The organism is Cryobacterium zhongshanensis (assembly GCF_022760445.1).
Classification (GTDB): domain Bacteria; phylum Actinomycetota; class Actinomycetes; order Actinomycetales; family Microbacteriaceae; genus Cryobacterium; species Cryobacterium algoricola.
Map to the genome: position 1 here is coordinate 101432 of NZ_JALGAR010000003.1, position 24098 is coordinate 125529.

Consider the following 24098-nt stretch of genomic DNA (forward strand, 5'->3'; position numbering starts at 1 on the left):
CAACGGTAGGAATCGCGCTCCCCCCTCCGCGTCGGGCGGCAGGGGCATCCGGGACGCCCAGGGGATGATTACCGGCCGGACCGGGTCATCCTTCCGGCTACTCCGTGAGGCCGTGCTGGAAGGCGTACACGACGAGCTGCACCCGGTCGCGGAGGATGAGCTTCGACAGGATCCGGCTGATGTGCGTCTTGACGGTGGCCTCGCTGAGGAATTCCCGCGCCGCGATCTCGGCGTTGCTGAGGCCCAGCGCGGCGAGGGCGAAGATGTCGCGCTCGCGGCTGGTCAGGGCGCCGAAGGCTTCCGGCTCCACGGGGAGCGCGGGGGCGGGCGTGTCGAAGTGGGCGAAGAGTTCCCGGGTCGCCGACGCGGCGATGACGGCGTTGCCGGCGTGCACCGTCCGGATCGCAGCCAGCAGGAACTCCGGATCCGCATCCTTGAGCAGGAAACCGCTCGCCCCGCCGCGGATCGCCCGGCTCGCGCTCTCGTCGAGTTCAAAGGTCGTGAGGACGATGATGCGGGGAGGCGGTGACCCTGCCGACTCTGCCGCGGCGACGATGGCGATCGTGGCGTCGATGCCGTCCATTCCCGGCATCCGGATGTCCATCAGGATCACGTCCGGCCCGACCGCCGCGGCCATGGCGACGCCGGCGGAGCCGCTGCCCGCTTCTCCGACGAATTCGAGGTCCGGCTGCGAGGACACCAGCATCCGGATCCCGGCACGGAACAGCGCCTGGTCGTCGACGAGGGCGACGCGGATGCGCGGGGCATCCGCCGCCGCGACCTCGCTCATGCGCGCACGCCCGGTGCCCGTGCGGGGAGCACGGCCGCGTTGACCGTGATGGCCGGCAGGTGCGCCGCGACCCGGAAGTATCCGCCCAGGGGCTCGGCGGTCAGCGCACCGCCGGCGAGGAGCGCACGTTCCCGCATGCCGGGCAGGCCGTGGCCGGTTCCCGCCGCCGTGGCGGGCGTCACCGGGAACCTCAGGGCATTGTCGATCGTCACCGCGACCCAGTCAGCGGTCCAGTCCAGGCGGAGGGTCACCCCACGACCGGTGTCCCCGTGCCGGAGGGCGTTCGTGAGGGCCTCCTGCACAATCCGGTAGACCGCGAGCTGGGCGCCCGAGCCGAGGATCGCCGGCGCGCCGGTCGTCGTCCACTCGATGTCGAGTCCCGTGCCGCGCATCTGTTCCACGAGCCGGTCGAGGTCGGCGAGCACGGGTTGTGGTCCGGTGACCACGTCCTCGCGCAGCCGGGCGAGCAGGATCCGGACGTCTCCGAGGGCCTCGCGCGCCGTGGTGGAGATCGTGGTGAGGGCCTCGTCGACGGCCTCGGGGTTCTGTGCGCGCGCGTAGCGTGCTCCGTCGGCCTGGGCGATCACGACGGCGAGCGAGTGCGCGACGACGTCGTGCATGTCCCTGGCGATGCGGTTGCGCTCCTGCTCGACGACCACCTCGCGCTGGGCGGCGCGTTGCTCTTCAACGGCCCGGTATTGGGTGAACCTGCTGTCCCTGGCATTCCGCCGGCTCCGGGTCAGCAGGCCCAGGGTCCAGGACAGGCCGAGCACGGCGACACTGACGATGGACAGCATCGCCGTCGACCAGACCAGGGCGCCGATGTCCCCCTGGGCGAGCGCCGTGCCGAGATGGCCGACGCCACGTTGGGCGACCGCGAGGTAGACCCCCGCGACCAGGGCGCCGACGCCGACCGAGATCAGGCCGGCCCTGCGCGTGGCGGGTCCGGCATAGGCCGCCGTGACGTAGAGCACGGCCAGGATCGCAACGTCGCCGCCGAGCACGGGCTCGCCGGCCAGCATCTGCACGCTCGCGGCCAGCCACGCGAGGGTCAGGGCCAGGGCCGGCGAGAACCGGCGCACCGCGAGCGCCGCGGTGAGCACGACCAGGACGAGGACGGTCGCGGGGCTGCCCGCATCGACCAGCAGCAGCATGAGGAAGAAGAGGCCGGCGATGACGATGTCGAGGGCAAGCGACCGACGGGGGATGTCGCGGACCCAGCGGTACCGTGGGGAACGCGTGGACACTCCCGGCTCGACCATCCTCCCAGCGTACGGCCCCGCGGGCGTCGGGTCAGGGTCTCCCCGAGAACGTCATCCCGGAGAACACCCGAAATCCTCCGTGCGATGTACTCGCGCAGGATCGGATCGGATCTATTCCGATCGGGTCAGGCGAGTCCCCTGGCGAAGGCGAGGGCTTCCCGCACGGAGAGTGCCGGCAGATAGGCCCGTGCGAGTGCGAGTCCGATCGCGGGGAGGGCGACCGGGTCCGGGTAGGCCATGAAGAGCGGATGGAATTCCGGCTGGAACTTCCGTTTGAAGGCGAGGAGCGAGCGGAACCCGTAGACGGGCTCGAGGCTGCGCCCGAGGAAGTCGATGAACCGGGACGCAAGGCTCGAGGCCCGGTTCTCTCCGTCGCCGGAACCGGTCTGGGCCAGCGGGGCTGCTGAGAGGCTCAGGAATTCGATCTCCGGCTCCTCGCTCATCCGCTGGGCGGTCTGCGCGATCAGGAACTCCATCACACCGTTCATGCTGTCCGGGCGCCGCCGCATGAAATCGAGCGTCCAGCCGATCACCCGTCCGTCGCGGTAGCTCGGGAGCCAGCTGGTCACGGCGTGCACGACACCGCTCCCGTCAATGGCCAGCATGAGCCGGACCGCCGGGTCGCGGAGCTCGTCGAGGCCGCCGAGGGTGAAGCCCAGCTCGGGGAGTTCCTTCTCCTGCACCCAGAGCTCGGAAATCTCGGAGATCTGCACGCTCTCGAGCACCGGAAGCGCCCGGTAGCTGGTCCATTCCGCGCGCACGCCCGCGCGTTCCGCCCGGTTGATCGACGAGCGGATGTCCTGCCACTTCTTCCCCGTCGTGTCCCAGGTCCGGGGCCTCAGGATGGTCTCTTCGCCGATGCCCATGGTCTGCCAGCCCATCCGGGCGAAGGTCGCCTGCCAGCTGCCGTGCAGGCTGTAGAAGACCGGGATCCAGCCATGGTCGTCGCACATGATCGCGAAGTCGGCGATCGCCCGGGCGGCATCCTCGACGGGGCCGATCGGCTCCGTCGTGGTGATGGCCACGCCGGTCTCCACGCGGTACGCGATCGCGGTGGAGCCCGATGCGTTGAACCAGAGCGAGTTCCCCTCCCACGTGGTCATGTACGCGAGGGAACCGCCGCCTCCCGTGCTGAGGAGAGCCCGCAGCCGCGCAGCATCGTCGCTCCGGCCGCCGGCGACGGTGCTGCGCATGCACTGGATCGCACCGATGATGACGATCACCCAGAACACCGGTCCGACCCACTGGTACAGCATCGTCGATGCCCAGTCGGTCGGCAGGAACGACAGCCGTTCGAGGCGCAGGAATCCGACGGGAATGAACCGCTCCGGGACATCGCTGACGAGGTCGACCAGGGTCACGGCGGGGGTGAACCGGTCGCTGAGGGCGAGTCCGCCGATGACGTACGCGCTCGCGAGGGCCAGGAACGAGACCACGGTCGTCAGGAAGAAGCGGCGGAGCCTGCCCGGTCTGCTGCGCACGGGAAAGCGCCGCAAGTTGACGGCGATGAGCACTGCGGTCGCGAGCGGTACCAGCACGGACACGACGAGCACGACGGCAACCTCGAAGTACTGGAAGGACCGCCAGTGCCAGACGTACGGCTGGCCGGAGATCGGCAGGAGGCCGTAGTACCAGGCGCCCAGAACGGCCATGCCGGTGTTCACGACGATCGCGAGCCAGGCCGCGAAGCGTCTCCCCCGCAGGATCCCGAACGCGGCCACGAGCAGGGTGAGCAGCGGCAGCAGCGAGACGAGCACCGGGCCGACGCCGGCGACACGCTCCAGGGTCAGCGCGTGCACGCACTGCCGGGTGATGTTGCCGAGGAGACACCGGTCGACGACGTCGGTGACGGAGGGCACGTCCTGGGTGAGCAGGAGCCCGAGCGGCGCGAGCAGGCCGAACCGGGTTCCGGAAAAGATCGTGATCACCGGGCCGACGGCGAGGATCCCGAGTACGGAGGCGAGCAGTGTCCGCGTCTCACGATGTGAACTCCGGCGCCAGGTCAGGTCGATCCGCCGGGGATGGAAGACGGCCCCGAGCGCGAGACCCGCGAGGGCCCCGAGAAGGCGGTAGAAGTCGGAGGGCTGGCCGGAGTAGAGCACGAGCACGAGGGCGACCACGAGGGTGAACACCCGGATGCGTCTGCGCCAGAGCGGACCGGCGAAGCTGCTCGCCGCCATGATCGTGCCGAAGATCGGCGTGAACGGGTCGAGAGCCCAGAGCTCGCTGACGCCCCGTGACCACATCTCGCCGCTCGCGACTCCCGCGTCCTGGAGCAGGAGACCGACCCCGGTGCCGAGGATCGCCGTGGCCAGGAAGGCGATGACCGTGCGGACACTGCCGAGGAGGTGCTCCGCATAGCCGAGGACCACGAGGGTCGTGAGGAGCGCGAGCAGAAGCTCCGCGAGGTTGTCCACGAGGAACACACTCGTGACCGGAGACCACCAGTGCCCGCCGTCGATGACCGACTCGTACCCGGTGCCGAACCAGAGCCTGACCCACCGGGGCGGACCCTGGAGGATGCCCGTCGTGAGTGCGAGGACGAGCAGGATGAGTGCGTAGCCCAGGGATACCGGCTGCTTCTTCAGCCGCCGCCAGACGAGCAGGGCGGTCGCGGCGAAACCGGCTCCGGCGCGGGCGAGCCACCCGGTCCGGACCGATCCGTCTGAGGCACGGGAGCCGTCGGTGGATGTCGGCATCGCGTTCACGGGGTCACCGCGAGTCCGGTTCGGGCGGCGAGGAGGGGCAGGGCGGTCGTCCAGGCGAATTGCACGGTGTGCCAGTCGTGTGCCGTCCCTGGCGAGACGATCAGTTGGGTGTCCGCGCCGGCAGCGGTGGCCGCAGCGTCGAGGGTGTTCGCCCAGGCCAGGAAACGCGCGTCGCCTGCCCCGACCGCGAAGATGATCTTCAGGTTCGAGTACGGTGCGTGTGCGGCGAGGATCGCGGCCGGTGCGGCGGCGGCGTACGCAGCCGCGTTTCCGGCGAATCCGGTCTGGATCGTGTGGGCCGCATCGCCGTTCCGCGGCACGAGCTCCCCGGAGATGTCGAGAATGGTGCCGAAGAGCTCCGGATGCGCGGCGCCGAGCTGGATCGAGCAGGTGCCGCCCTGGGAGAAGCCGGCGATGGCCCATCCGGCCGGGCTCTCGGCGACCGAGAATGTGGACCGGATCCAGGCGGGGACGTCGACCGTGAGGTACGTGGCGCTGTTGCCGAGTGCGGAATCGACGCACATCGGGTTGCGGTCGGCGGCTCCGAGCTGGTCGGGGACGACGACGATGGGTGTCTGGCCGGAGTGAGTGGCGGCGTACGCGTCGAGGATCGCGTCGAGTTTTCCCGCGGTGAAGACGTCGGCCGGTGTTCCCGGCTGGCCGGAGAGCATCACGACGACGGGGAGCACGGGAGGATGGGCGATGCGGGCTGCGGCGGGCAGGTACACGATGGCGGGGCGCGGGTCGAATCCGGACACGGTGGCGGGAATCGTGACGGTGCCGATGCTGCCCGCGGTCTCGCCCACGATGCTCGTCGGCACCGCAGTCCCGTCGAGTGCGCCGTAGAGCGGAAGGCCGAGTGCCGCCCGCACCGTGGTGTACTGCCCGAAGTCGGCGTTGATGCCTGCGGCTGCGGCGAGGAGGCAGAGCGGGATCGCGGCGATCGCGACACCGCGCCGCCAGCCGTTGCCAGTGCCGGTGCCGGTGCCGATCACGGTGTTGATCGCGAGGCCGATTCCGGCGAAGACGACCACGACCCACCCTCGGGTCACCATCGATAACGACACTCCGAACAGGTCCCAGACATCGCTCGTCAGCCAGGCGATGACCCAGCCGAGAAGTGCCCCTGCTGCGAGGCTCGCGGCCGCGCGGAACAAGGCGGTTCCGCTGTACCGGCGGGCGAGCACGAGGACGAGGGCCAGGCCGGCGAGCACGTAGAGCACCACCACGACGGGTCCAGCGACGATGCTGGTGTCAAGCAGTGCAGCCATCTCGGTTTCCTCCCTCCCTACCCTCACACTCCGTGGCGCCGCCCGCCCGCCAAAGCACCGCCTTCTGAGCAATGGCTCAGGGAAGGCGGCCGGCAGGCCTGCCCGTCCCAGCAAAGAGTCAGGGCCGGACACCCAGGCAGGGCCGGCACGGCGTCATGGCGGCGGAAGCCTAGAAACCGAGGCGGCCGAGCTGCTTCGGGTCGCGCTGCCATTCCTTGGCGACCTTGACCCGCAGCGAGAGGAAGACCCTCTTGCCGACCAGGGGTTCGATCTGCTTGCGCGCCCGTACGCCGACGTCCTTGAGCCGGCTGCCGGACTTGCCGATGATGATGCCCTTCTGACTGTCCCGTTCGACGAAGAGGTTGGCGTAGACCTCGACGAGCTCCTGGTCGTCCCGTTCGATGATGTCGTCGATCGTCACGGCGATCGAGTGCGGGAGTTCGTCGGTGACGCCCTCGAGCGCCGCCTCGCGGATGTACTCCGAAATGCGCGATTCGAGACTCTCGTCCGTGACGGCATCCGCCGGATAGAGCGGGGCGTCGGAGAGCGGCAGGAGGCGCAGGAGCTCTGCGGCGAGGATGTCGAGCTGGATGCGGCTCGTGGACGAGATCGGCACGATCGCTTCCCAGTCCCGGAGCGCGGACACCGCGAGGAGCTGGTTCGCGACGCTCGTCTTCGAGGAGAGGTCGATCTTCGTCACGATCGCGACCTTGCGGGCGCGCGGGAAGTTGTCGAGCTGCTCGTTGATGAAGCGGTCCCCCGGGCCGATCGGCTCGTTGGCCGGGATGCACAGGCCGACGACGTCGACGCCGGCGAGGGTGGACTGGACGAGGCTGTTGAGCCGCTCGCCGAGCAGGGTCCGCGGCTTGTGGATGCCGGGGGTGTCGACGAGGATCAGCTGGCCGTCCTTCTGGTGCACGATCCCGCGGATGGCCCGCCGGGTGGTCTGCGGCTTGGAGGAGGTGATGGCGACCTTCTCACCGACGAGCGCATTCGTGAGGGTCGACTTGCCGACGTTGGGCCGACCGACGAACGATACGAACCCCGCCCGGAAATCATTTTCTGTGGTCATGACCGTTTACTCCCTCATCGTCCGTCACTCCGAGGAATGCGGCCTGCGCCTCGATCAGCGCTTCGTCTCGTTGGACCAGCACAGTGCTGATCCGTTTGCGGCGGCCCTCCGTGCGTTCCGCGGTGAGGACCAACCCGCTCGTGCGTGCGACCGACCCGGCAACGGGCAGTCGCCCGAGGGCCTTCGCCAGCAGTCCGCCGACCGAATCGACCTCGTCATCGTCGAGTTCGAGGTCGAACAGTTCGCCGAGTTCGTCGACCGGGAGCCGGGCGCTGACCCGGAACCGGCCGTGGCCGAGATCTTCGACCTCGACGACGTCACGGTCGTATTCGTCGGAAATGTCTCCGACGAGTTCTTCGATCAGGTCTTCAAGCGTGACCAGGCCCGCTATGCCACCATACTCGTCGACGACCATGGCGAGGTGGTTCGACTCGAGCTGCATCTGCCGGAGCAGCTCGTCGACCTTCTTGGATTCGGGGACGAACACCGCGGGCCGCGCGAGGTCGCCGACGGTGAGACTCTCGATGTTCGGCGGTCGTTCGTACACGACGCGGGCGACGTCGCGCAGGTAGACGATGCCCGTGACGTCGTCGACTTCGCCGTCGATCACGGGGACCCGGGAGAAGCCCTTGCTCAGGAACAGCCCCATGGCTTCGCCGAGCGGCGCGCCGGCCTCGATCGTCACCATGTCCGTGCGCGGGATCATCACCTCGCGCACGACGGTGTCGTTGAACTCGAAGATCGAGTGGATGAGTTCCCGGTCGTCCTCTTCGAGCACGTCGAGCTCGGTTGCCTCGTCGACCATGCTGAGCAGCTGGTCCTCAGAGGTGAAGGTGGCGAGCCGGGTGCGCCCGGGGGTGACCCGGTTACCGAGTGCGACGAGCGCGTTCGCGATCGGGCCGAGCAGCACGCGCAGGAAGTGCACGAGCGGCGCCGTTCCGGTGAGCAACCCGACGGGATGCGCCCGCCCGACGCTGCGCGGGCTGGCGCCGACGAGGACGAAGGAGACCGCCGTCATCAGGGCCGCCGAGAGCACGAGAGCGAGCCAGAGTTGTTCGATCGTCGTCGCGAAGACGAGGGTCACGAGCACCGCGGAGGTCGTCTCGGCGATGATCCGCATGAAGCTGATCGCATTGAGGTGGGCGCCGGTGTCCGCGGAGATCGCGCGGAGAGACCGTTTCGCCCGGTGGGTCTCGGCGAGTTCGTTGATGTCGACGCGGGAGAGGGCGAGGACGGCGGAATCGACGGCGGCCATCAGGCCGCCGAAGGCGACCAGGACGATGGCCGCCACGAGGAACCACCCGATACTCATCGGGTTCGGCGGCGTTCCTGCATGGCGAAGCCGATCAGGATGTCGCGCTGGATGCCGAACATCTCCTTCTCCTCGTCGGGTTCGGCGTGGTCGAAGCCGAGGAGGTGCAGGATCCCGTGCGCGGTCAGCAGGAGGAGCTCGTCGAGCGTCGAATGGCCGGCCGTCTCGGCCTGGCCCTGGGCGACCTGCGGGCAGAGCACGATATCGCCGAGGAGGCCCGCCGGTGTTTCCGCGTCTTCGGTACCGGGGCGGAGTTCGTCCATCGGGAAGCTCAGGACGTCCGTCGGCCCCGGCTCGTCCATCCACTGCACGTGCAGCTGCTCCATCGCGCCCTCGTCGACGAGGAGGATCGCGAGGTCGGCGTCCGCGTGCACGTGCATGGTGTCGAGGGCGAAGGCAGCGAGGCGCTGAAGCGCAACCTCGTCGACCGGGATGTTGGATTCGTTGTTGATTTCAATGCTCATGAGGGTCTCCGTTTCGGAAAGCGGTCGCGGATGCCGCCGGGGCGTTCTGGGCCGCGCTTGACGAATTCGTGGGCCTGTTCGCTTTCGATGCGCTGCGCCTGCCGGAGCGCGTCGTATTCGGTCCAGGCGTCGACGATCCTGCCGACGAGGGAATGGCGCACGACATCCGCGCTCGTGAGGCGCACGAAGCGGATGTCGTCGACCGTGTCGAGCACGCGGGTCACGAGTCGCAGGCCGCTCGAACCAGCCGGCAGGTCGATCTGCGTGACGTCACCGGTGACGACCATCTTCGAGCCGAAGCCGAGCCGGGTGAGGAACATCTTCATCTGTTCCGGCGTGGTGTTCTGCGCCTCGTCGAGGACGACGAAGGAATTGTTCAGGGTGCGGCCGCGCATGTACGCGAGCGGGGCGACCTCGATCGTGCCCGCCGCGAGCAGTTTGGGCAGGAGCTCCGGCTCCATCATCTCGCCGAGCGCGTCGTAGAGCGGGCGGAGGTAGGGGTCGATCTTGTCGGTCAGGGTGCCGGGCAGGAAGCCGAGGCGCTCCCCCGCTTCGACGGCCGGGCGGGTGAGGATGATCCGTTCGACCTCCTTGCGCTGCAGCGCCTGCACGGCCTTAGCCATGGCGAGGTAGGTCTTTCCGGTTCCGGCCGGGCCGATCCCGAACACGATCGTGTCGGTGTCGATGGCGTCGACGTATTCCTTCTGGCCGACCGTCTTCGCGCGGATGCTCTTGCCTCGTGAGGTCAGGATCGGCGGACCGAGCCGGACGGAGGGGCTCGAGGTGCTGTCCTCACCGAGCATCCGGGCGCTCGACACGACCTCGGCCGGCGCGAGGTCGCGGCCTTCGCGGATCATCACGAGCAGTTCTTCGATCAGGCGGCGCGCGGCGGCGACCTGCGTCGTCTCACCGGAGAGCGTCATCTCGTTGCCGCGGACGTGCACGCTGACCGCGGGGTGTTCCTTCTCGATCGCGCCGAGCAGCCGGTCCTGGGCGCCGAGGAGGCGCACCATGGCGACCCCGTCGATGAGGATCCGGGTCTCGACGGTCGTCTCAGCCGGGAGCGCGCCGGAGGGCAGGGACGGCACGGACTCTTCTGACGGCACGGACTTCCCTGACAGCTCAGACGGAACCAAGTGTTCCCTCCCCGAGCGACCCGGCCGCTGCGTCCCCCGAAGGTTTCAGGGCGAGCACGTGCGCGTGGACGTGGAACACGGTCTGGCCGGCCGCGGCGCCGGTGTTGAAGACCAGCCGGAACTGGCCGTCGGAGAGCTCGGTGGCGACCCGTCCAGCAACCGCGACGAGTTCGGCGAGGAGCCCGGGGTCGCCGGCCGCGAGTTCGACGACGTTGCGGTACTCCTCCGTCTTCGTCGTGATGACGATGTGGACGGGGGCCTGCGGGTTGATGTCCGCGAATGCGATGATGCGGTCGGTCTCCGCGACGATGGTCGCGGGGATTTCGCGCGCGACGATGCGGCTGAAGACGGAGGGTTCTGCGCCGGATGCTGACATGGTTCTATCTTAAGCGGCAGGTCGCCCGGCCGGGGGTCACCACCGGTCGGTCACCACCGGTCGAAGGCGGCGTTGAGCACGGCGAGGGCCGCGGGCCCTGCCGTCGAGGTGCGCAGCACGGTGTCGCCGAGGCGCACCCGGACGGCGCCCGCGGCTTCGAGCAGCTCAAGTTCCGAGGCGGCGATGCCGCCCTCCGGACCGACGACGAGCACGATGTCCCGCGCAGCGCCGGCGAGGTCGCCCAACCGGGTCAGCCGGATCTCGGCGGTGGGCTCGAGGAGCAGCATCCGGGTGTCCCGCGCCAGCACGGCGAGTTGTTTCGTGCTCGTGAGTTCGGCGACCTCGGGCAGCCAGGGCCGGATCGACTGCTTGGACGCCTCGCGCACGATGGCGCGCCAGCGATCCCGGCCCTTGGCCACCTTGGGGCCCTCCCAGCGCGTCACCGATCGAGACGCGGCCCACGGAACGACACCGTCGACACCGAGTTCGGTCGCGGCCTGAACGGCCATCTCGTCGCGGTCGCCCTTGGCGAGTGCCTGCACGAGGCGGATGCGCGGGCTCGGCCTCTCCGCGGTGCGCACGCCGTCGATCCGCAGGGCCAGCCGGCCGGGTTCCGCCTCCTCGACGGTCGCCTCCAGGAGCAGGCCCGACCCGTTCCCGGCGAGCAGGTGCTCCCCCGGCCGGACCCGGCTCACCGTGACCGCATGCCTCGCCTCCGCGCCGGTGATGGTCGCGAGGCCCCCGACGGCGCAGTCCTCCGCGCGGAGGGTCTCGTCGATGAAGAAGTGCGCCATCCGGTTAGACGCGGAACCGGTCGCGGAGCTTGGCGAAGAGTCCCTGCTGCACCGCACTGAGCGCGGGAGCAGGGGACTTGTGCCGCGCAGCGAACTGTTCGATAAGTTCCCGCTCCTTGTGGTCGAGCTTGGTCGGCGTCACGACGTGGATGCCGACCTTGAGATCGCCGCGTCCGTTGCCGCGGAGGCGCGAGACACCGCGGTCCTTGACCGTGATGACCTCTGCACCCTGCACACCGGCACGGATCTCGACGGTGATGTCCCCGTCGAGGGCCTTGACGGTCGTGGTCGTGCCGAGGATCGCATCCGTCATCGGCACGTCGAGCGTGCAGAGCAGGTCGTCACCGTCTCGGCTGAAGACGTCGTGGTGCCGCACCTTCATCTCGAGGTAGAGGTCGCCGTTGGGGCCGCCTGCCGGTCCGGCCTCTCCGCTGCCGGGCATCTGCAGGCGCAGGCCGGTGTCGACGCCGGCGGGGATGTCCACCGGAACGGTGCGCCGGGCGCGGACGCGGCCCTGACCCTGGCAGGTCACGCACGGGGTCGCGATGATCGTGCCGAAACCGCGGCAGGTGCCGCACGGGCTCGAGGTCATGACGTTTCCGAGCAGGGAACGCACGGCCCGCTGGATGTTGCCGGTGCCGTGGCAGATGTCGCAGGTCACAGGCGCGGTCCCCGGCTGGCAGCAGGTTCCGCTGCACGTCGCGCAGACGATGGCCGTGTCGACCTCGAGGTCGCGGTGGGTTCCGAAGATGATCTCGTCGAGGTCGAGTTCGACCCGGATCAGGGCATCCTGCCCCCGTTCCCGGCGGGATCTCGGTCCGCGGCTGCCGCCACCGCCGCCGCCTCCGAAGAAGGTCTCGAAGATGTCGCCGAAATTGCCGAAGTTGCCGTCGAAGCCGGCGTTTCCCCCCGTGCGGCCATTGCCGCCGTGGTCGTAGTTATCGCGCTGCTTCGGGTCGCTCAGCACGTCGTAGGCGTGCGTGACGTGCTTGAACCGCTCCGACGCGTCTGCGCCGGGGTTCACGTCGGGGTGGAGCTGCCGAGCCAGACGGCGGTACGCCTTCTTGATCTCATCGGTGGTGGCATCGCGGGCGACGCCGAGTACTTCGTAATGGTCAGCCAAAGCTGGCTCTCCTCGGTCTGTTTTCGTGTGTCTGCGGCGTGGGGCTGGTCGAAGAATCTCGACTATTCGAGCAGGCGGGACAGGTAGCGGGCGACGGCACGGACGGCCGCCATGTTGTTCGAGTAGTCCATCCGGGTCGGGCCGAGCACGCCGAGGCGGGCAAGGTCTCCACCCTGCGAGCTGTAGCCGCTGGTCAGGACGCTCGTCTCGGAGAGGCCGAACGGCGCGTTCTCCCGGCCGATGCTGACGGACACACCGTGCTGGTCTGTGGCCATCTCGCCGAAGAGGCGCAGCAGGACGACCTGCTCCTCGATGGCCTCGAGCACCGGGTAGATGCTCCCGGTGAAGTCTTCCTCCGTGCGGACGAGATTCGCGGCGCCGGCCATCACGAGGCGCTCCTGCCGGTTCGCACCGACCTGGTCGCGCAGGGTCAGCGTGACCAGGGAGACGAGGTCAGGTTGTTCGCCGGCCAGGTCAGCGGCATCCGTGAGCGCGGTCGCGGCTGCGCTCATGGTGAGGCCGACCACGGCGGCGTTGAGGCGGGCGCGGAGGCGCACGAGCAGCTGTTCCTCGAGCGGCCGGGGCAGCTCAATCACGCGCTGTTCGACCCGTCCGGCATCCGTGATCAGAACGGACAGGAGCCGGGTCTCGGAGAGCGGCACGAGCTCGATGTGGCGCACCTTCGCGCGGGACAGCGAGGGGTACTGCACGAGGGCGACCTGGTGGGTGAGCTGGGAGAGCAGCCGGACACTCCGCGCGAGGACCTCGTCGAGGTCGGCGGACTGGCCGAGGAAGGTCTCGATTGCCTGGCGCTGCGCCGCGGACAGTGGCCGCAGGTCGGCGAGGTGATCGACGAAGAGCCGGTACCCCTTGTCGGTCGGGATGCGCCCCGAGGAGGTGTGCGGGGCGACGATGAGCTCCTCCTCCTCGAGAAGGGCCATGTCGTTGCGGATGGTTGCCGCAGACACCCCGAAGGAATGCCGGTCAACGATGGTTTTTGAGCCGACGGGCTCGCGCGAGGCGACGTAGTCTTGAACTATGACCCGCAGAACTTCGAGGCTGCGATCCGAAACCATGACTGAATCGCCTCCTTTCCGGATGACTGGGTGCCGGCGACTTTGGCACTCACAGCGTTTGACTGCCAATCATATCGCGACACACGGGGACACCCCATTGCTAGCGGATGATTGAGCGCAGTACCGTGAGTCTTGTAATGGACCCCCATCCGCATGGAAAGGCACGATGATGAGCAATTCAACCGGTAACAGTAGCGAAGATCCGAACCTGGGCCAGCGCCCGCCGCAGCAACCGTACCAGCCCGCTGCGCCCGTACCCGCGGCCGCCGCTCCCCTCACCGAGGCCGAGGATCGCCAGTGGGCCTCCTTCGCGCACCTCGGCGGCGTCATCGGCTTCCTGCCGTCGCTGATCATCTGGCTCGTCTTCAAGGACCGCGGCCGTTTCGCGGAGCAGGAAGCGAAGGAGGCCCTGAACTTCCAGATCACGATCACGATCATCTACGTCATCGGCTGGATCCTCACCGCCATCCTGATCGGCGGGCTGATCAACCTCGCAGCCTGGGTGATCGCGATCATCTTCTCCGTCCAGGGCTTCCTGAAGACGAAGGACGGCCAGGCCTACCGCTACCCCTTCGCCCTGCGGCTCATCAAGTAGCACCGGACGACGGCACCAGAACCACCCGGAGTATCTCGCGGGACCCGCACAACCCGACAACGCGCACAAGGAGCTCGAATGTCCACGACACCACCCCCCGCCAATTCCTACCAGCCCGTTACGCCGATGAACCCGTCGGACGAACGCATGTGGGCCACCCTGATCCACGTGGGCGGAATCCTCTTCGAGTTCCTGCCCGCGCTCATCGGCTACCTCGTGCTCAAGGATCGGGGCCCGTTCATCCGCGCGCACGCGGCGACGGCGCTCAATTTCCAGATCACACTGGTGATCGCCTACGTGATCAGCGGAGTGCTGACGCTCGCGCTTGTCGGATTCCTGCTCCTACCCGCCGTCTGGGTCCTGAGCGTCGTGTTCAGCATCATCGCGGCCCTCGCGGCCAACAAGGGCGAGTACTACACCTACCCGCTCACCATCAAGTTCGTCAGCTAGTCCGCAGAACCTTAGTCCGCGAGCAGCCGCCGCACGACGGCGTCCGCGAGAAGCCGTCCTCTCCTGGTCAGTTCGACCGTCCCGGAGAGGGCGGCTTTCGCGTTGATGAGCTCGTCCGCGATGAGACCGGCGACTTCGCGGCGACCGAGCGGGGAGAGCGAGTCGATCCGGATGCCCTCCCGGATCCTGGTGAGCAGCAGCACCCGCTCGACCTCGCGGGTGGCCTCGTCGAGGGTCTCGCGCCCGGCGGCGGGTGAGTCGCCGGCGAGGATCCGGTCGGCGTATGCGGACGGGTGCTTGACGTTCCACCAGCGGATGCCGCCGACGTGGCTGTGCGCACCGGGTCCGACCCCCCACCAGTCCTGGCTGCGCCAGTACGCGAGATTGTGCCTGGACCGGTGCGCGGCATCCGTCGCCCAGTTGCTGACCTCGTACCAGCCGTAGCCTGCCGCCTCGAGGAGCTCATCGGCGAGTTCGTAGTATTCGGCCTGGGTGTCCTCGTCGACGGGGGCGAGTTCGCCGCGGCGGATCTGCCGCGCGAGCTTCGTGCCGTCCTCGACGATGAGCGAGTATGCGCTGATGTGGTTCGGGGCGAGCCCGATGGCCTGTTCGAGGCTCGCGCGCCAGTCGGCGCGGGTCTCCCCCGGTGTGCCGTAGATCAGGTCGAGGCTGACATCGAGGCCGGCGTCGCGGGCCCAGGCTGTGACGAGCGGGATCCGCTCCGGGTCGTGGGTGCGCTCGAGCGTCGCGAGCACCCGGGGCACGGCGGACTGCATGCCGAAAGAGACCCGGGTGAAGCCTGCGGCGGCCAGGGCCACGAGGTAGGCGGCGTCGACGGAGTCCGGGTTGGCTTCCGTGGTCACCTCGGCGCCGGCCGCGAGGCCCCAGGTGTCGCGGACGGAGTCGAGCATCCGGACCAGGTCGGCCGCGGGCAGGAGTGTGGGGGTGCCGCCGCCGAAGAACACCGTCGTCGCCTCCCGGTCTGCGACCCCGGAGTCGCGGAGGATGCGCCCCGCGGACTCGACCTCGGCGACGGCCTGACCTGCGTAGTCGTGCTGCGAGGCTCCGCGCAGCTCGGTCGCCGTGTAGGTGTTGAAGTCGCAGTAGCCGCAGCGCACCCGGCAGAAGGGCACGTGCAGGTACACGCCGAAGTCGCGCTCGAGGGCGCCGACAGCGGCGGATGCCGGGAGCAGGCCGTCGCGCGGGGCCGGGTCGCCGAGAGGGAGGGCGCTGCCCACGATCAGACCGCGCCGACGGGGTGCAGGGCGCGCAGGTACCGGGCGGTGAACTTGGCCTGCTGCAGCCGGACGATCGGCCAGGCGAGGCGGTAGTACCAGGTGCTCGGGCGGGAGAACGCCCGGATCGTCAGCCAGACCGAGTCGTCGGCCTTCCGGTCGACGATGAACGCCTCCTCGCCGCTCGCGGGGTGGCCGGCGAGGGTGCCGTAGCCGAAGCCGATCCGGTCGGACTCGTCGATGACGTAGACGACGCGCACGGGCGAGTCCACGGTGAACGGGCCGACCGCGACCGAGAGCCGGGCGGACATGCCGTTGACGATGTACGGGGTGCCGTCGTCGGCGAAGGTCGCCTCGTCGACGGGGTGCTCCTGGTTCGTCGACGGGGTGCCGTCTGCGTCGAACACGATTCCGGTGTACTGCACGCCGGTGCCCTGCTGCAACTCGGTGACGGTCATGCCGCTGCCGAGCTGAACGCCCCAGGTCATCAGCAGCGCCGCGGCGGTGCGGAAGCGCTCCTCGCCGCTGCCCAGGCGCACGGTGCGCTCGAGCGGCCGGTAGCCGCGCGGCGGGTAGCGAAGCAGGTCAGGGGCGAGGGTACCGCCGATCGCCGTATAGGTGACGGCGGCGTCGGTGAAGGTGGAACGCCGCATCCGTCTACTTCTTCTCTTTCTTGGCCGGCTCATCCCCCGAGAGCGCGGCGATGAAGGCCTCCTGCGGGACCTCGACGCGGCCGACCATCTTCATGCGCTTCTTGCCCTCTTTCTGCTTCTCGAGAAGCTTGCGCTTGCGGGAGATGTCGCCGCCGTAGCACTTGGCGAGGACGTCCTTGCGGATCGCGCTGATCGATTCGCGGGCGATGATGCGGGCGCCGATCGCGGCCTGGATCGGCACGTCGAACTGCTGCCGTGGGATGAGCTTCCGCAGCCGACCGGTCATCAGCACGCCGTAGTCGTAGGCCTTGTCGCGGTGCACGATGGCGCTGAACGCGTCGACCTGCTCGCCCTGGAGCAGGATGTCGACCTTGACGAGGTCGGCCTCCTGCGAGCCGATGGGTTCGTAGTCGAGCGAGGCGTAGCCGGCGGTCTTGCTCTTGAGCTGGTCGAAGAAGTCGAACACGATCTCGCCGAGGGGCATCGTGTAGCGGATCTCGACCCGGTCTTCGCCGAGGTATTCCATGCCGAGCAGGGTGCCGCGGCGGCCCTGGCAGAGTTCCATGATGACGCCGACGTAGTCCTTGGGCGCGAGGATCGCGGCCTTCACGATGGGTTCCTCGACCTTGGCGATCTTGCCGTCTGGGAACTCGCTCGGGTTCGTCACGGTGACGGTCTTCTTGTCGTCCGTCGAGACCTCGTAGATCACGCTCGGGGCCGTCGTGATCAGGTCGAGGTTGAACTCGCGGTCGAGGCGCTCCGTGATGATCTCGAGGTGCAGCAGTCCGAGGAAGCCGCAGCGGAAACCGAAGCCGAGGGCGACGGATGTCTCCGGCTCGTAGACGAGGGAGGCATCCGAGAGCTTGAGCTTGTCCAGGGCTTCGCGGAGGGCCGGGTAGTCGCTGCCGTCGATCGGGTACAGGCCGGAGAACACCATCGGCTTGGGCTCGGTGTAGCCGGGCAGGGCCACGGTCGCGGGGCGGAGCGCGGTCGTGACGGTGTCGCCGACCTTGGACTGGCGCACGTCCTTCACGCCGGTGATGAGGTAGCCGACCTCGCCGACGCCGAGGCCCTTGCTCGGGGTCGGTTCGGGGCTCGTGACGCCGATCTCGAGGATCTCGTGCGTCGCCCTGGTCGACATCATCTGGATCTTCTCGCGGGGGCTGAGCTTGCCGTCGATCATGCGCACGTAGGTGACGACGCCGCGGTAGCTGTCGTAGACCGAGTCGAAGATCATCGCGCGGGCGGGGGCGTCCGGGTCGCCGACGGGGGCGGGGATCAGCCGGGTGGCTCGGTCGAGCAGTTCGGCGACGCCGACACCGGTCTTGCCGGAGACGCGCAGCACGTCATCCGGCTTGCCGCCGATCAGGCTCGCGAGTTCCTTCGCGTATTTGTCCGGGTCTGCGGCGGGGAGGTCGATCTTGTTGAGCACCGGGATGATGGTGAGGTCGTTCTCGAGGGCGAGGTACAGGTTCGCGAGGGTCTGGGCTTCGATGCCCTGGGCCGCGTCGACGAGCAGGATGGCGCCCTCGCACGCGGCGAGGCTGCGGGAGACCTCGTAGGTGAAGTCGACGTGACCCGGAGTGTCGATCATGTTGAGGGCGTAGGCCTGGCCGTCCAGTTCCCAGGGCATCCGCACGGCCTGGCTCTTGATGGTGATGCCGCGTTCGCGCTCGATGTCCATGCGGTCGAGGTACTGGGCCCGCATCAGACGGTCGTCGACGACGCCGGTGATCTGCAGCATCCGGTCGGCGAGGGTGGACTTGCCGTGGTCGATGTGCGCGATGATGCAGAAGTTACGGATGAATGCCGGCGGTGTTGCGGCCGGCAGGAACGCCGTGAGGGGTCTGGGTGACATGATCCGGTAATTCTCCCATAGCTCGGGCCCGCCGCGGATTTCGCTCGCGGAGACCGCAGGGCGCGCGAGTAGGATCTGCGGTTACCGGCCGGGTCGCTCCGGCACGTCTGGAGGACCGATGACGGGAACCACCCCGGTTCTGTTCGTGCACGGAATCCGGTCCTCGCGCAGCATGTGGCGCCAGCAGGAGGCACTCCTCAGCGAATCCGGCCACCCGTCCCTCGCCGTCGACCTGCCCGGCCACGGTTCGCGCAGCGACGAAAAGTTCACGGTCGCGGCGGCACTCGAGGCGATCGACGAGGGCGCGACCGCGCTGGGCGGCCGGGTGCTGCTCGTCGGACTGTCCCTGGGCGGGTACTACTCGATCGCGTACGCGGCCGCCCATCCCGAGCGGGTGATCGGTCTCGTGGCGGCGGGGTGCAGCTTCATTCCGGCCGGGCCGGGGCTTGCTGCCTATCGGTGGCTGGCCAGGCTGATCCGTCGCCTTCCCGACCAGGGCCTGTGGCTGCACACGACGCTCGTGCGCGTCCTGCTGCCCCGGGAGGGCGCGCTCGACGCCCTCGCCGGCGGAGTGCCGCTCGGCGTCATGGATGCCGGGCTCCGCGCGACCGCGACCCTCCGGCCCGTGCAGAACCTGGCCGAATACCCCGGGCCGGTCTGGCTGGTCAACGGCGCCTTCGACCAGTTCCGCCTGCACGAGAAACGGTTCCTCGCCGCGTGCCCGAACGGGCACCTCATCGTCGTCCCCCGGGCCTCGCATCTGGTCAGCCTCGCCCAGCCGAACCGCTTCGCGGCGATCCTCGACCGGATCCTGGCCGGGCTCCCCTGACGTTCGCGGCATCGATCTGACGTTCGCGGCATCGATATCGGCCCCGATTGTCGGCCGAGGCGATTAACTGGTATCGTTGCCTGTTGGCTTGCGTGTTGGGTCCCACCCCACCACGATTTTGCCGTACGGCGCCCTCTACCGCCACGCGGCCCATCCGAACAAGAACCTAACGAAAGCGTATAAACGTGGCAAATATCAAGTCGCAGATCAAGCGTATTGGCACCAACAAGAAGGCCCAGGAGCGCAACAAGGCGGTCAAGAGCGAGTTCAAGACCGCCGTCCGCGCGGCGCGCCTCGCTGTCACCTCCGGCGACAAGGACAAGGCTGTCGCCAGCCTCGCCGTTGCGTCGAAGAAGCTCGACAAGGCCGTCAGCAAGGGTGTCATTCACCGCAACCAGGCTGCAAACAAGAAGTCCGCGCTCGCCAAGTCCGTCGGCGCGCTCGTCTAGTCTTCGCATCATCCAGCCGGGTTTCCGGCTGTCGAAAAGCCCCCGCCTCTTCGGCGGGGGCTTTTTCGTGTGCGGCGGGTCAGTGCACGGACTTGCGCTCGTAGAGCGCCAGCGACCAGACGTAGCCGGCGAGTGCCAGCACGGCGGCCCATCCGATCGCGAGCACCGGGTTCCAGCCGAGCGGGGTGCCGAGGAGCAGCCCGCGCAGGCTCTCGATGAACGGCGTGAACGGCTGGTACTGCGCGAACCACTGCAACCACTCCGGCATCGAGGCCGTCGGCACGAAGCCGCTGCCGAGGAGCGGCAGGAGGGTCAGGAGCAGGGGCAGGTTGCTGGCCGTCTCGACGGTCTTCGACTGCATTCCCATCGCGACGCCGAGCCAGCTCACCGCGAACGAAATGAGTACGATCAGGCCGAATGCGGCGAGCCATTCGGCGGGGCCCGCCGTCGGCCGGAATCCGATCAGGAGACCGACGCCGAGCACAAGCGCAACGGCGATGACGGCCTGGATGGTGTTCCCGACCACGTGTCCGGCGAGGACCGCCGCCCGCGAGATCGACATCGTGCGGAACCGGGCCGTGATTCCTTCGGTCATGTCCATGGCGACGGTGATCGAGGCGCCGCCCGCGCTGCCGGCGATCGTGATGAGGAGGATTCCGGGCATCACATAGGCCAGGTAGGCGTCGCGGCCGCCGGAGGGGTCGACTCCCGGCAGGCCCGCGCCGAGAGTTCCACCGAAGACGAACACGAGGAGCAGCAGCGCCACGACGGGTCCAAGGATGGTGAACAGGGAGAGGCCGGGATAGCGCACCATGTGCAGCAGGTTGCGCTGCAGCATCGTGACGGTGTCGGTGATCACATGGGAACTCCGGCCAGGGGCCGTCGCGTGCGCAGTGAGGGTGGTCATGACTCTGTTCCCTTCGTTCGTGCCCTCCCGGCCGCACCGGCAGGGCCGGCCGGGCCGGGCCGGTCCGTGGTGGTCGTGGTGGTCGTGGTGGTCGTGGTCGTCGTGGTGAGGGCGAAGAAGACGTCGTCGAGATCGGGCGTGTGGATGCTCAGGTCCTCCATCTCGACGCCCGCGTTGTCGAGGCGGTCCAGGATGCCGCGCAGCGCGCCGACCGTGCCGTCGCCCGGCACGGTGAGTGCGAGCCCTACCTCATCGCGAGCGGAGTCGCCGAGCAGTCGGGCGGCGGCGTCGAGCGCCGCGGCATCCGTGAATCGTAGCCGGATGTGCCCGCCGGGGACGAGGCGCTTGAGCTCGTCCGGAGTGCCGTTCGCGACGATCTGGCCGCCGTCGAGCACGGCGATGCGGTCGGCGAGCTCATCGGCCTCGTCGAGGTGTTGGGTCGTGAGCAGCACCGTCGTGCCGTCCGTCACGAGGTCGCGCACGATATCCCACATTGTGTGGCGGCTGCGCGGGTCCAGGCCGGAGGTCGGTTCGTCGAGGAAGAGCACGCTCGGCGCCGCGACGAGGGTCATGGCGAGGTCGAGGCGGCGGCGCATCCCTCCGGAGTATGTGGCGAGCGGCTTCCGGGCGGATTCGACGAGGTCGAACCGTTCGAGGAGTTCCGCCACCCGCTGGGCCCCGCGCTTCGGTCCGAGGTGCCGCAGCCTCGCCATCAGGCGGAGGTTCTCCTCGCCGGTGAGCAGGCCGTCGACGGCCGAGAACTGGCCGGTGAGGCCGATTGAGGCGCGGACGCCGTCGTGGTCGCGCACCACGTCGCATCCGTTGACGACGGCAGTCCCGCCGTCGGGTCGCACGAGCGTGGACAGGATGTGCACGGTCGTGGTCTTGCCCGCGCCGTTCGGGCCGAGCAGCGCCGTGACGGTGCCCGCCTCGACGCTGAGGTCGACCCGGTCGAGCACGGTCTTTCCGCCATAGGCCTTGCGGAGCCCCTGGACGTCGATCGCCGGTCTGGTCATGTCTGTCGTTCCCTTCTACTGGTTGGTTGCTCTGCTGTTTCGGTTGTTCAGTGACTGCGCTTCACCCGGTCAGTGGGCGCGTTCGACGGCGATGTCGCCGAAACGGGTGCGTGCACGGACCGAGACGGTGTGCTCCGCTGAGTCGGGAGCCCGGTCGCCGGCCAGGTCATTGCGCACTCGCCCTTCCTTCGTGGCGAGGTCGAGCCAGGCGGGGATGCCCGGCCGGACGCCGACGGTCACCTGGCCGAAGCCGCTCTCGAGCTGGACGGAACCGCTCGACACCTCGTGCAGGTGGATGCTGCCGTATGCGGTCTTCGCCGAGACCGAGGCGAGGGCCGTGGTGATGTCGAGGTCGCCGTAGGAGAGCTTGGCTTCGAGGTCGCCGCCGGCTTCACCGATCAGGATGCTGCCGTGCGACGCCTTGAGGACGGCGTCACCGGTGACGGTGCCGATCCGGATCTGACCGTGGTCCGCCGTGATGTCGATTCCGCCGTCTGCACTGGTCACTGCCGCATTGCCGTGGGAGGCGCGGAGCCACAGGTCGCCCGTCGCATCGAGGTTCACGGCGCCGGTCGACGCCTTGATACGGGTCGCGCCGAGCCGGCCGACGGTGCGCACCCCGCCGACGCTGATCTCGACGGTCAGCCGTGACCCGGTGGGCAGCTCGACCTTCACGTCGACGGACTCGGTCGGGCCGATCAGGTTGAATCGCGGCTTCGGCCCGGTCAGGGTCAGCCGGTTGCCGTCGAACTCGACCCGGGTCTCCTCCGCTCCCCTGCGGTCGACGGCCTTCGCAGGGTTGGTGGGCGACACCGTCACGATCGTGTCGGTGCGGTCGCCGGCGAGCACCTCGACGATGCCGACGGGCAGGTTGATGGCGAGGTCGATGGGACCGGGGGTACTGTAAGCGGGCATGCTGGCGCGTCCCTTTCTGTGGGCTGGAGTGTGACCGGTGTGCGTGTCTGGTGCGTGTGCCTGTGCGTGTGTCTCGCGCGTGTCTGGCGTGGCGGGGTAGTACTGGTGGATGCCGGGGGCCGGGTCGGTCAGCGCGCCCAGCCCGCGAAGTTGTCCCCGGTGCGGAGCGTGCGTTGCGCGGAGCGGCGCTGCCGGGGCTGGAGGGCGGCCGCGATCGCGCGGACCAGCCAGGTGTTGACGGAGAGCCCGTCGGCCGCCGCCGCCTCGTCCACCCGGGTCTTGAGGGCGTCTGGGAGGCGGAGGGTCGTGCGGGACGTGCTCGTGTCGTCGAGGTCGACGGCGGCGGGCTGCCGGTCCTCGGCGTCGGACTCGGGGTTCGGCTGGGTGACCACGAACTCGATCTCGCGGCCACGGAGTCGCAGGTCGACCGAACCGGGTGCGAGGTCGCGGGTGATCTCGCCGACCGCGGCCGAAAGCACGTCGAGCAGCACGAGCCTCGTCGCGGCGTCGAGTCCGGCGGCGAGCCGTTCGGCGACGGCACGGGTGTCCTCCGCGCCGTTCGCCGCGGTCTCCGCCAACTGGCGCTGCAGGTCGGTGACGTACTGTCCGAGTTCCATATCACCAGAGTGACACCACTGTGGTGTCATGTCAAGCGATTTTGGTGTCACCCTGCGGATGGGACCGTGACGGGAGGGCAGGGGCAGGGGCAGGGGCAGGTCAGCAGGTCAGTCCTCGCCGCGGCGGGCGATGACCCCGATCAGGCGTTCGAGGGCGAAAACGGGATCCCGTTCGGCGCCCTTGACCGCGGCATCCGCTTCGGCGAGGGCGACGATGCAGCGTCCGAGGCCCTCGTCCGTCCAGCCGCGGAGGTCGCGCTGGGCGCGTTCGACCTGCCAGGGCGCCAGGCCGAGCTGGCCGGCGAGCTGGCCGGACCCGCCACGGGCGCCGTAGACCTTGGCCATCGTGCGGATCTTCATGGCGAATGCGGCGACTACGGGTACCGGGTCTGCGCCCGACGTGAGCGCGTGCCGCAGGATGACGAGGGCGTCGCCGTACTTGCCCGCGATCGCGGCGTCGGCGACCTTGAAGGCATTCGCCTCGACGCGACCGCCGTAGTAGCGGTCGACCGTGGCCTCCGTGACCTCGGCGGTCGAGTCCGCGATGAGCTGCTGGCAGGCTGCGGAGAGTTCGGCGAGATCCCCGGAGAAGGCTGCGACGAGGGCGCGCAGGGCGCTGCCGCTGACCCGTTTGCCCGCCGTGCGGAACTCGGCGGCCGCGAAGTCGTGCCGGTCGGTGTCCTTCTTGAGTTCGGCGCAGACGATCTCGATGCCGCCGCCGAGGCCGGACCGGATGGTGTCGAGGAGCTTCTTGCCGCGCACGCCGCCGGCGTGGCGGAGCACGACGTAGGTGTCCTCCGCGGGGTTCTCGAGATAGTCGAGGGCTTCGGCGAGGAAGGTGTCGCTGCACTTCTCCACGTTGGCGACCCGGATCAGACGCGGTTCGCCGAACAGCGACGGGCTCGCCATCGTGAGGAGCTCACCGGGCGCGTAGCTGTCGGCGAGAACGTCGCTGATCTCGAGGCTCGGGTCCTCGAGCTTGAGGAAGTCACGCAGCTGTCGGATGGCCCGTTCGGCGAGGAAGGTCTCCGTCCCCGAGACCAGCACGATCGGGGCGGGCCGGACCTCGTGCCAGGCGAGTTGCGGGATCGCGACGGCCTTGCCGGCGCGCGCGGTCTTGGCGGGTGCTGCGCTGCGGACGGCCACGCGAATCCTCTCCCCCGGGCCTGCTCAGGGGCGGGCTCAGGGTT

24 protein-coding genes are annotated in these 24098 nt (G+C 69.0%); 4 read left to right on the forward strand and 20 right to left on the reverse strand.

Translation table 11 applies throughout. The annotated features are described in order from the left end of the window. Positions 1-97: 97 nt before the first annotated feature. The 12 genes from MQH31_RS12085 to hrcA all read right to left on the reverse strand — a co-directional run bounded on the left by MQH31_RS12085 (position 98) and on the right by hrcA (position 13384). On the reverse strand, positions 98-790 hold the full coding sequence (locus MQH31_RS12085) for a response regulator (RefSeq protein WP_243012261.1): 693 nt from the start codon (positions 788-790) through the stop codon (positions 98-100). Further along, positions 787-2052, reverse strand: a complete 1266-nt coding sequence (locus tag MQH31_RS12090; protein WP_243012262.1) for a sensor histidine kinase — start codon at positions 2050-2052, stop codon at positions 787-789. Before MQH31_RS12090 ends, MQH31_RS12085 begins: the two co-directional genes overlap by 4 nt. Positions 2053-2177: 125 nt before the next feature. Next, positions 2178-4751, reverse strand: coding sequence for a bifunctional lysylphosphatidylglycerol flippase/synthetase MprF (locus tag MQH31_RS12095; protein ID WP_243012263.1), 2574 nt, complete (start codon positions 4749-4751; stop codon positions 2178-2180). A gap of 5 nt (positions 4752-4756) precedes the next feature. Next, positions 4757-6031 carry an alpha/beta hydrolase gene (locus MQH31_RS12100; RefSeq protein WP_243012264.1) on the reverse strand — a complete coding sequence of 425 codons (1275 nt, stop codon included), beginning with the start codon at positions 6029-6031 and terminating at the stop codon, positions 4757-4759. Between the two features lie 169 nt (positions 6032-6200). Next, positions 6201-7103 carry a GTPase Era gene (era, locus tag MQH31_RS12105; RefSeq protein ID WP_134533434.1) on the reverse strand — a complete coding sequence of 301 codons (903 nt, stop codon included), beginning with the start codon at positions 7101-7103 and terminating at the stop codon, positions 6201-6203. Further along, positions 7087-8415, reverse strand: a complete 1329-nt coding sequence (locus MQH31_RS12110) for a hemolysin family protein (protein ID WP_134533432.1) — start codon at positions 8413-8415, stop codon at positions 7087-7089. Before MQH31_RS12110 ends, era begins: the two co-directional genes overlap by 17 nt. Further along, a complete protein-coding gene (gene ybeY, locus MQH31_RS12115) occupies positions 8412-8879 on the reverse strand; it encodes an rRNA maturation RNase YbeY (protein WP_134533430.1) in 468 nt (155 codons plus the stop codon). The genes MQH31_RS12110 and ybeY overlap by 4 nt, the downstream gene beginning before the upstream one ends. Beyond that, on the reverse strand, positions 8876-9985 hold the full coding sequence (locus tag MQH31_RS12120; protein ID WP_443655770.1) for a PhoH family protein: 1110 nt from the start codon (positions 9983-9985) through the stop codon (positions 8876-8878). The genes ybeY and MQH31_RS12120 overlap by 4 nt, the downstream gene beginning before the upstream one ends. 16 nt (positions 9986-10001) lie before the next feature. Continuing rightward, complete coding sequence (locus MQH31_RS12125) at positions 10002-10391, reverse strand: HIT domain-containing protein (protein WP_243012265.1); 390 nt, start codon at positions 10389-10391, stop codon at positions 10002-10004. A 50-nt stretch (positions 10392-10441) separates the two neighbouring features. Next, on the reverse strand, positions 10442-11185 hold the full coding sequence (locus MQH31_RS12130; RefSeq protein WP_243012266.1) for a 16S rRNA (uracil(1498)-N(3))-methyltransferase: 744 nt from the start codon (positions 11183-11185) through the stop codon (positions 10442-10444). Positions 11186-11189: 4 nt separating this feature from the next. Continuing rightward, complete coding sequence (gene dnaJ / locus MQH31_RS12135) at positions 11190-12308, reverse strand: molecular chaperone DnaJ (protein WP_134533424.1); 1119 nt, start codon at positions 12306-12308, stop codon at positions 11190-11192. Between the two features lie 62 nt (positions 12309-12370). After that, positions 12371-13384 carry a heat-inducible transcriptional repressor HrcA gene (hrcA, locus tag MQH31_RS12140; protein WP_134533422.1) on the reverse strand — a complete coding sequence of 338 codons (1014 nt, stop codon included), beginning with the start codon at positions 13382-13384 and terminating at the stop codon, positions 12371-12373. A gap of 166 nt (positions 13385-13550) precedes the next feature. Between hrcA and MQH31_RS12145 the strand changes: the two genes are divergently transcribed. Then, entirely contained in the window at positions 13551-13979 is a 429-nt protein-coding gene (locus MQH31_RS12145) for a DUF4870 domain-containing protein (RefSeq protein WP_243012267.1), read from the forward strand. 78 nt (positions 13980-14057) lie between these two features. Then, on the forward strand, positions 14058-14429 hold the full coding sequence (locus tag MQH31_RS12150) for a DUF4870 domain-containing protein (protein WP_243012268.1): 372 nt from the start codon (positions 14058-14060) through the stop codon (positions 14427-14429). Positions 14430-14440: 11 nt separating this feature from the next. Here the strand turns inward: MQH31_RS12150 and hemW are convergent, their stop codons facing one another. From hemW to lepA, 3 genes are read right to left on the reverse strand one after another with little or no spacing between them, the layout of a single operon-like run. Then, positions 14441-15667 (reverse strand): radical SAM family heme chaperone HemW, encoded by a 1227-nt coding sequence (hemW, locus tag MQH31_RS12155; protein WP_243012269.1) that lies wholly within the window; start codon positions 15665-15667, stop codon positions 14441-14443. Between the two features lie 2 nt (positions 15668-15669). Next, complete coding sequence (locus MQH31_RS12160) at positions 15670-16317, reverse strand: DUF1990 domain-containing protein (protein ID WP_134533416.1); 648 nt, start codon at positions 16315-16317, stop codon at positions 15670-15672. A 4-nt stretch (positions 16318-16321) separates the two neighbouring features. Then, positions 16322-18175, reverse strand: coding sequence for a translation elongation factor 4 (gene lepA, locus MQH31_RS12165; protein ID WP_243012270.1), 1854 nt, complete (start codon positions 18173-18175; stop codon positions 16322-16324). A 118-nt stretch (positions 18176-18293) separates the two neighbouring features. Between lepA and MQH31_RS12170 the strand changes: the two genes are divergently transcribed. Together MQH31_RS12170 and rpsT are read left to right on the forward strand one after the other, a co-directional pair. Next, positions 18294-19004: an alpha/beta fold hydrolase gene (locus tag MQH31_RS12170; RefSeq protein WP_243012271.1), complete on the forward strand. Its 711-nt coding sequence runs from the start codon at positions 18294-18296 to the stop codon at positions 19002-19004. A gap of 185 nt (positions 19005-19189) precedes the next feature. Further along, positions 19190-19453 (forward strand): 30S ribosomal protein S20, encoded by a 264-nt coding sequence (gene rpsT / locus MQH31_RS12175; RefSeq protein WP_134533410.1) that lies wholly within the window; start codon positions 19190-19192, stop codon positions 19451-19453. A 79-nt stretch (positions 19454-19532) separates the two neighbouring features. On the opposite strand, the gene MQH31_RS12180 is transcribed toward rpsT, so the two are convergent. The 5 genes from MQH31_RS12180 to holA all read right to left on the reverse strand — a co-directional run bounded on the left by MQH31_RS12180 (position 19533) and on the right by holA (position 24054). Next, positions 19533-20360 carry an ABC transporter permease gene (locus MQH31_RS12180; RefSeq protein ID WP_243012272.1) on the reverse strand — a complete coding sequence of 276 codons (828 nt, stop codon included), beginning with the start codon at positions 20358-20360 and terminating at the stop codon, positions 19533-19535. Continuing rightward, positions 20357-21376, reverse strand: a complete 1020-nt coding sequence (locus MQH31_RS12185; RefSeq protein ID WP_243012273.1) for an ABC transporter ATP-binding protein — start codon at positions 21374-21376, stop codon at positions 20357-20359. Before MQH31_RS12185 ends, MQH31_RS12180 begins: the two co-directional genes overlap by 4 nt. Positions 21377-21445: 69 nt before the next feature. After that, positions 21446-22291 carry a DUF4097 family beta strand repeat-containing protein gene (locus tag MQH31_RS12190; RefSeq protein ID WP_134533404.1) on the reverse strand — a complete coding sequence of 282 codons (846 nt, stop codon included), beginning with the start codon at positions 22289-22291 and terminating at the stop codon, positions 21446-21448. Positions 22292-22419: 128 nt separating this feature from the next. Continuing rightward, positions 22420-22908, reverse strand: coding sequence for a histidine kinase (locus MQH31_RS12195; protein WP_134533402.1), 489 nt, complete (start codon positions 22906-22908; stop codon positions 22420-22422). Between the two features lie 108 nt (positions 22909-23016). Then, entirely contained in the window at positions 23017-24054 is a 1038-nt protein-coding gene (holA, locus tag MQH31_RS12200; RefSeq protein WP_134533400.1) for a DNA polymerase III subunit delta, read from the reverse strand. Positions 24055-24098 lie beyond the last annotated feature (44 nt).

Excerpts from the sequence above, each read along its gene's own strand:
- MQH31_RS12125 (WP_243012265.1), bottom strand. The coding sequence starts at position 10,391 with ATGTCAGCATCCGGCGCAGAACCCTCCGTCTTCAGCCGCATCGTCGCG.
- MQH31_RS12145 (WP_243012267.1), top strand. The coding sequence starts at position 13,551 with ATGATGAGCAATTCAACCGGTAACAGTAGCGAAGATCCGAACCTGGGC.
- MQH31_RS12160 (WP_134533416.1), bottom strand. The coding sequence starts at position 16,317 with ATGCGGCGTTCCACCTTCACCGACGCCGCCGTCACCTATACGGCGATC.
- MQH31_RS12110 (WP_134533432.1), bottom strand. The coding sequence starts at position 8,415 with ATGAGTATCGGGTGGTTCCTCGTGGCGGCCATCGTCCTGGTCGCCTTC.
- lepA (WP_243012270.1), bottom strand. The coding sequence starts at position 18,175 with ATGTCACCCAGACCCCTCACGGCGTTCCTGCCGGCCGCAACACCGCCG.
- MQH31_RS12085 (WP_243012261.1), bottom strand. The coding sequence starts at position 790 with ATGAGCGAGGTCGCGGCGGCGGATGCCCCGCGCATCCGCGTCGCCCTC.
- MQH31_RS12150 (WP_243012268.1), top strand. The coding sequence starts at position 14,058 with ATGTCCACGACACCACCCCCCGCCAATTCCTACCAGCCCGTTACGCCG.
- MQH31_RS12180 (WP_243012272.1), bottom strand. The coding sequence starts at position 20,360 with ATGACCACCCTCACTGCGCACGCGACGGCCCCTGGCCGGAGTTCCCAT.
- MQH31_RS12170 (WP_243012271.1), top strand. The coding sequence starts at position 18,294 with ATGACGGGAACCACCCCGGTTCTGTTCGTGCACGGAATCCGGTCCTCG.
- MQH31_RS12195 (WP_134533402.1), bottom strand. The coding sequence starts at position 22,908 with ATGGAACTCGGACAGTACGTCACCGACCTGCAGCGCCAGTTGGCGGAG.
- era (WP_134533434.1), bottom strand. The coding sequence starts at position 7,103 with ATGACCACAGAAAATGATTTCCGGGCGGGGTTCGTATCGTTCGTCGGT.
- hrcA (WP_134533422.1), bottom strand. The coding sequence starts at position 13,384 with ATGGTTTCGGATCGCAGCCTCGAAGTTCTGCGGGTCATAGTTCAAGAC.
- MQH31_RS12190 (WP_134533404.1), bottom strand. The coding sequence starts at position 22,291 with ATGCCCGCTTACAGTACCCCCGGTCCCATCGACCTCGCCATCAACCTG.
- MQH31_RS12130 (WP_243012266.1), bottom strand. The coding sequence starts at position 11,185 with ATGGCGCACTTCTTCATCGACGAGACCCTCCGCGCGGAGGACTGCGCC.
- MQH31_RS12095 (WP_243012263.1), bottom strand. The coding sequence starts at position 4,751 with ATGCCGACATCCACCGACGGCTCCCGTGCCTCAGACGGATCGGTCCGG.
- MQH31_RS12185 (WP_243012273.1), bottom strand. The coding sequence starts at position 21,376 with ATGACCAGACCGGCGATCGACGTCCAGGGGCTCCGCAAGGCCTATGGC.
- MQH31_RS12090 (WP_243012262.1), bottom strand. The coding sequence starts at position 2,052 with ATGGTCGAGCCGGGAGTGTCCACGCGTTCCCCACGGTACCGCTGGGTC.
- MQH31_RS12100 (WP_243012264.1), bottom strand. The coding sequence starts at position 6,031 with ATGGCTGCACTGCTTGACACCAGCATCGTCGCTGGACCCGTCGTGGTG.
- ybeY (WP_134533430.1), bottom strand. The coding sequence starts at position 8,879 with ATGAGCATTGAAATCAACAACGAATCCAACATCCCGGTCGACGAGGTT.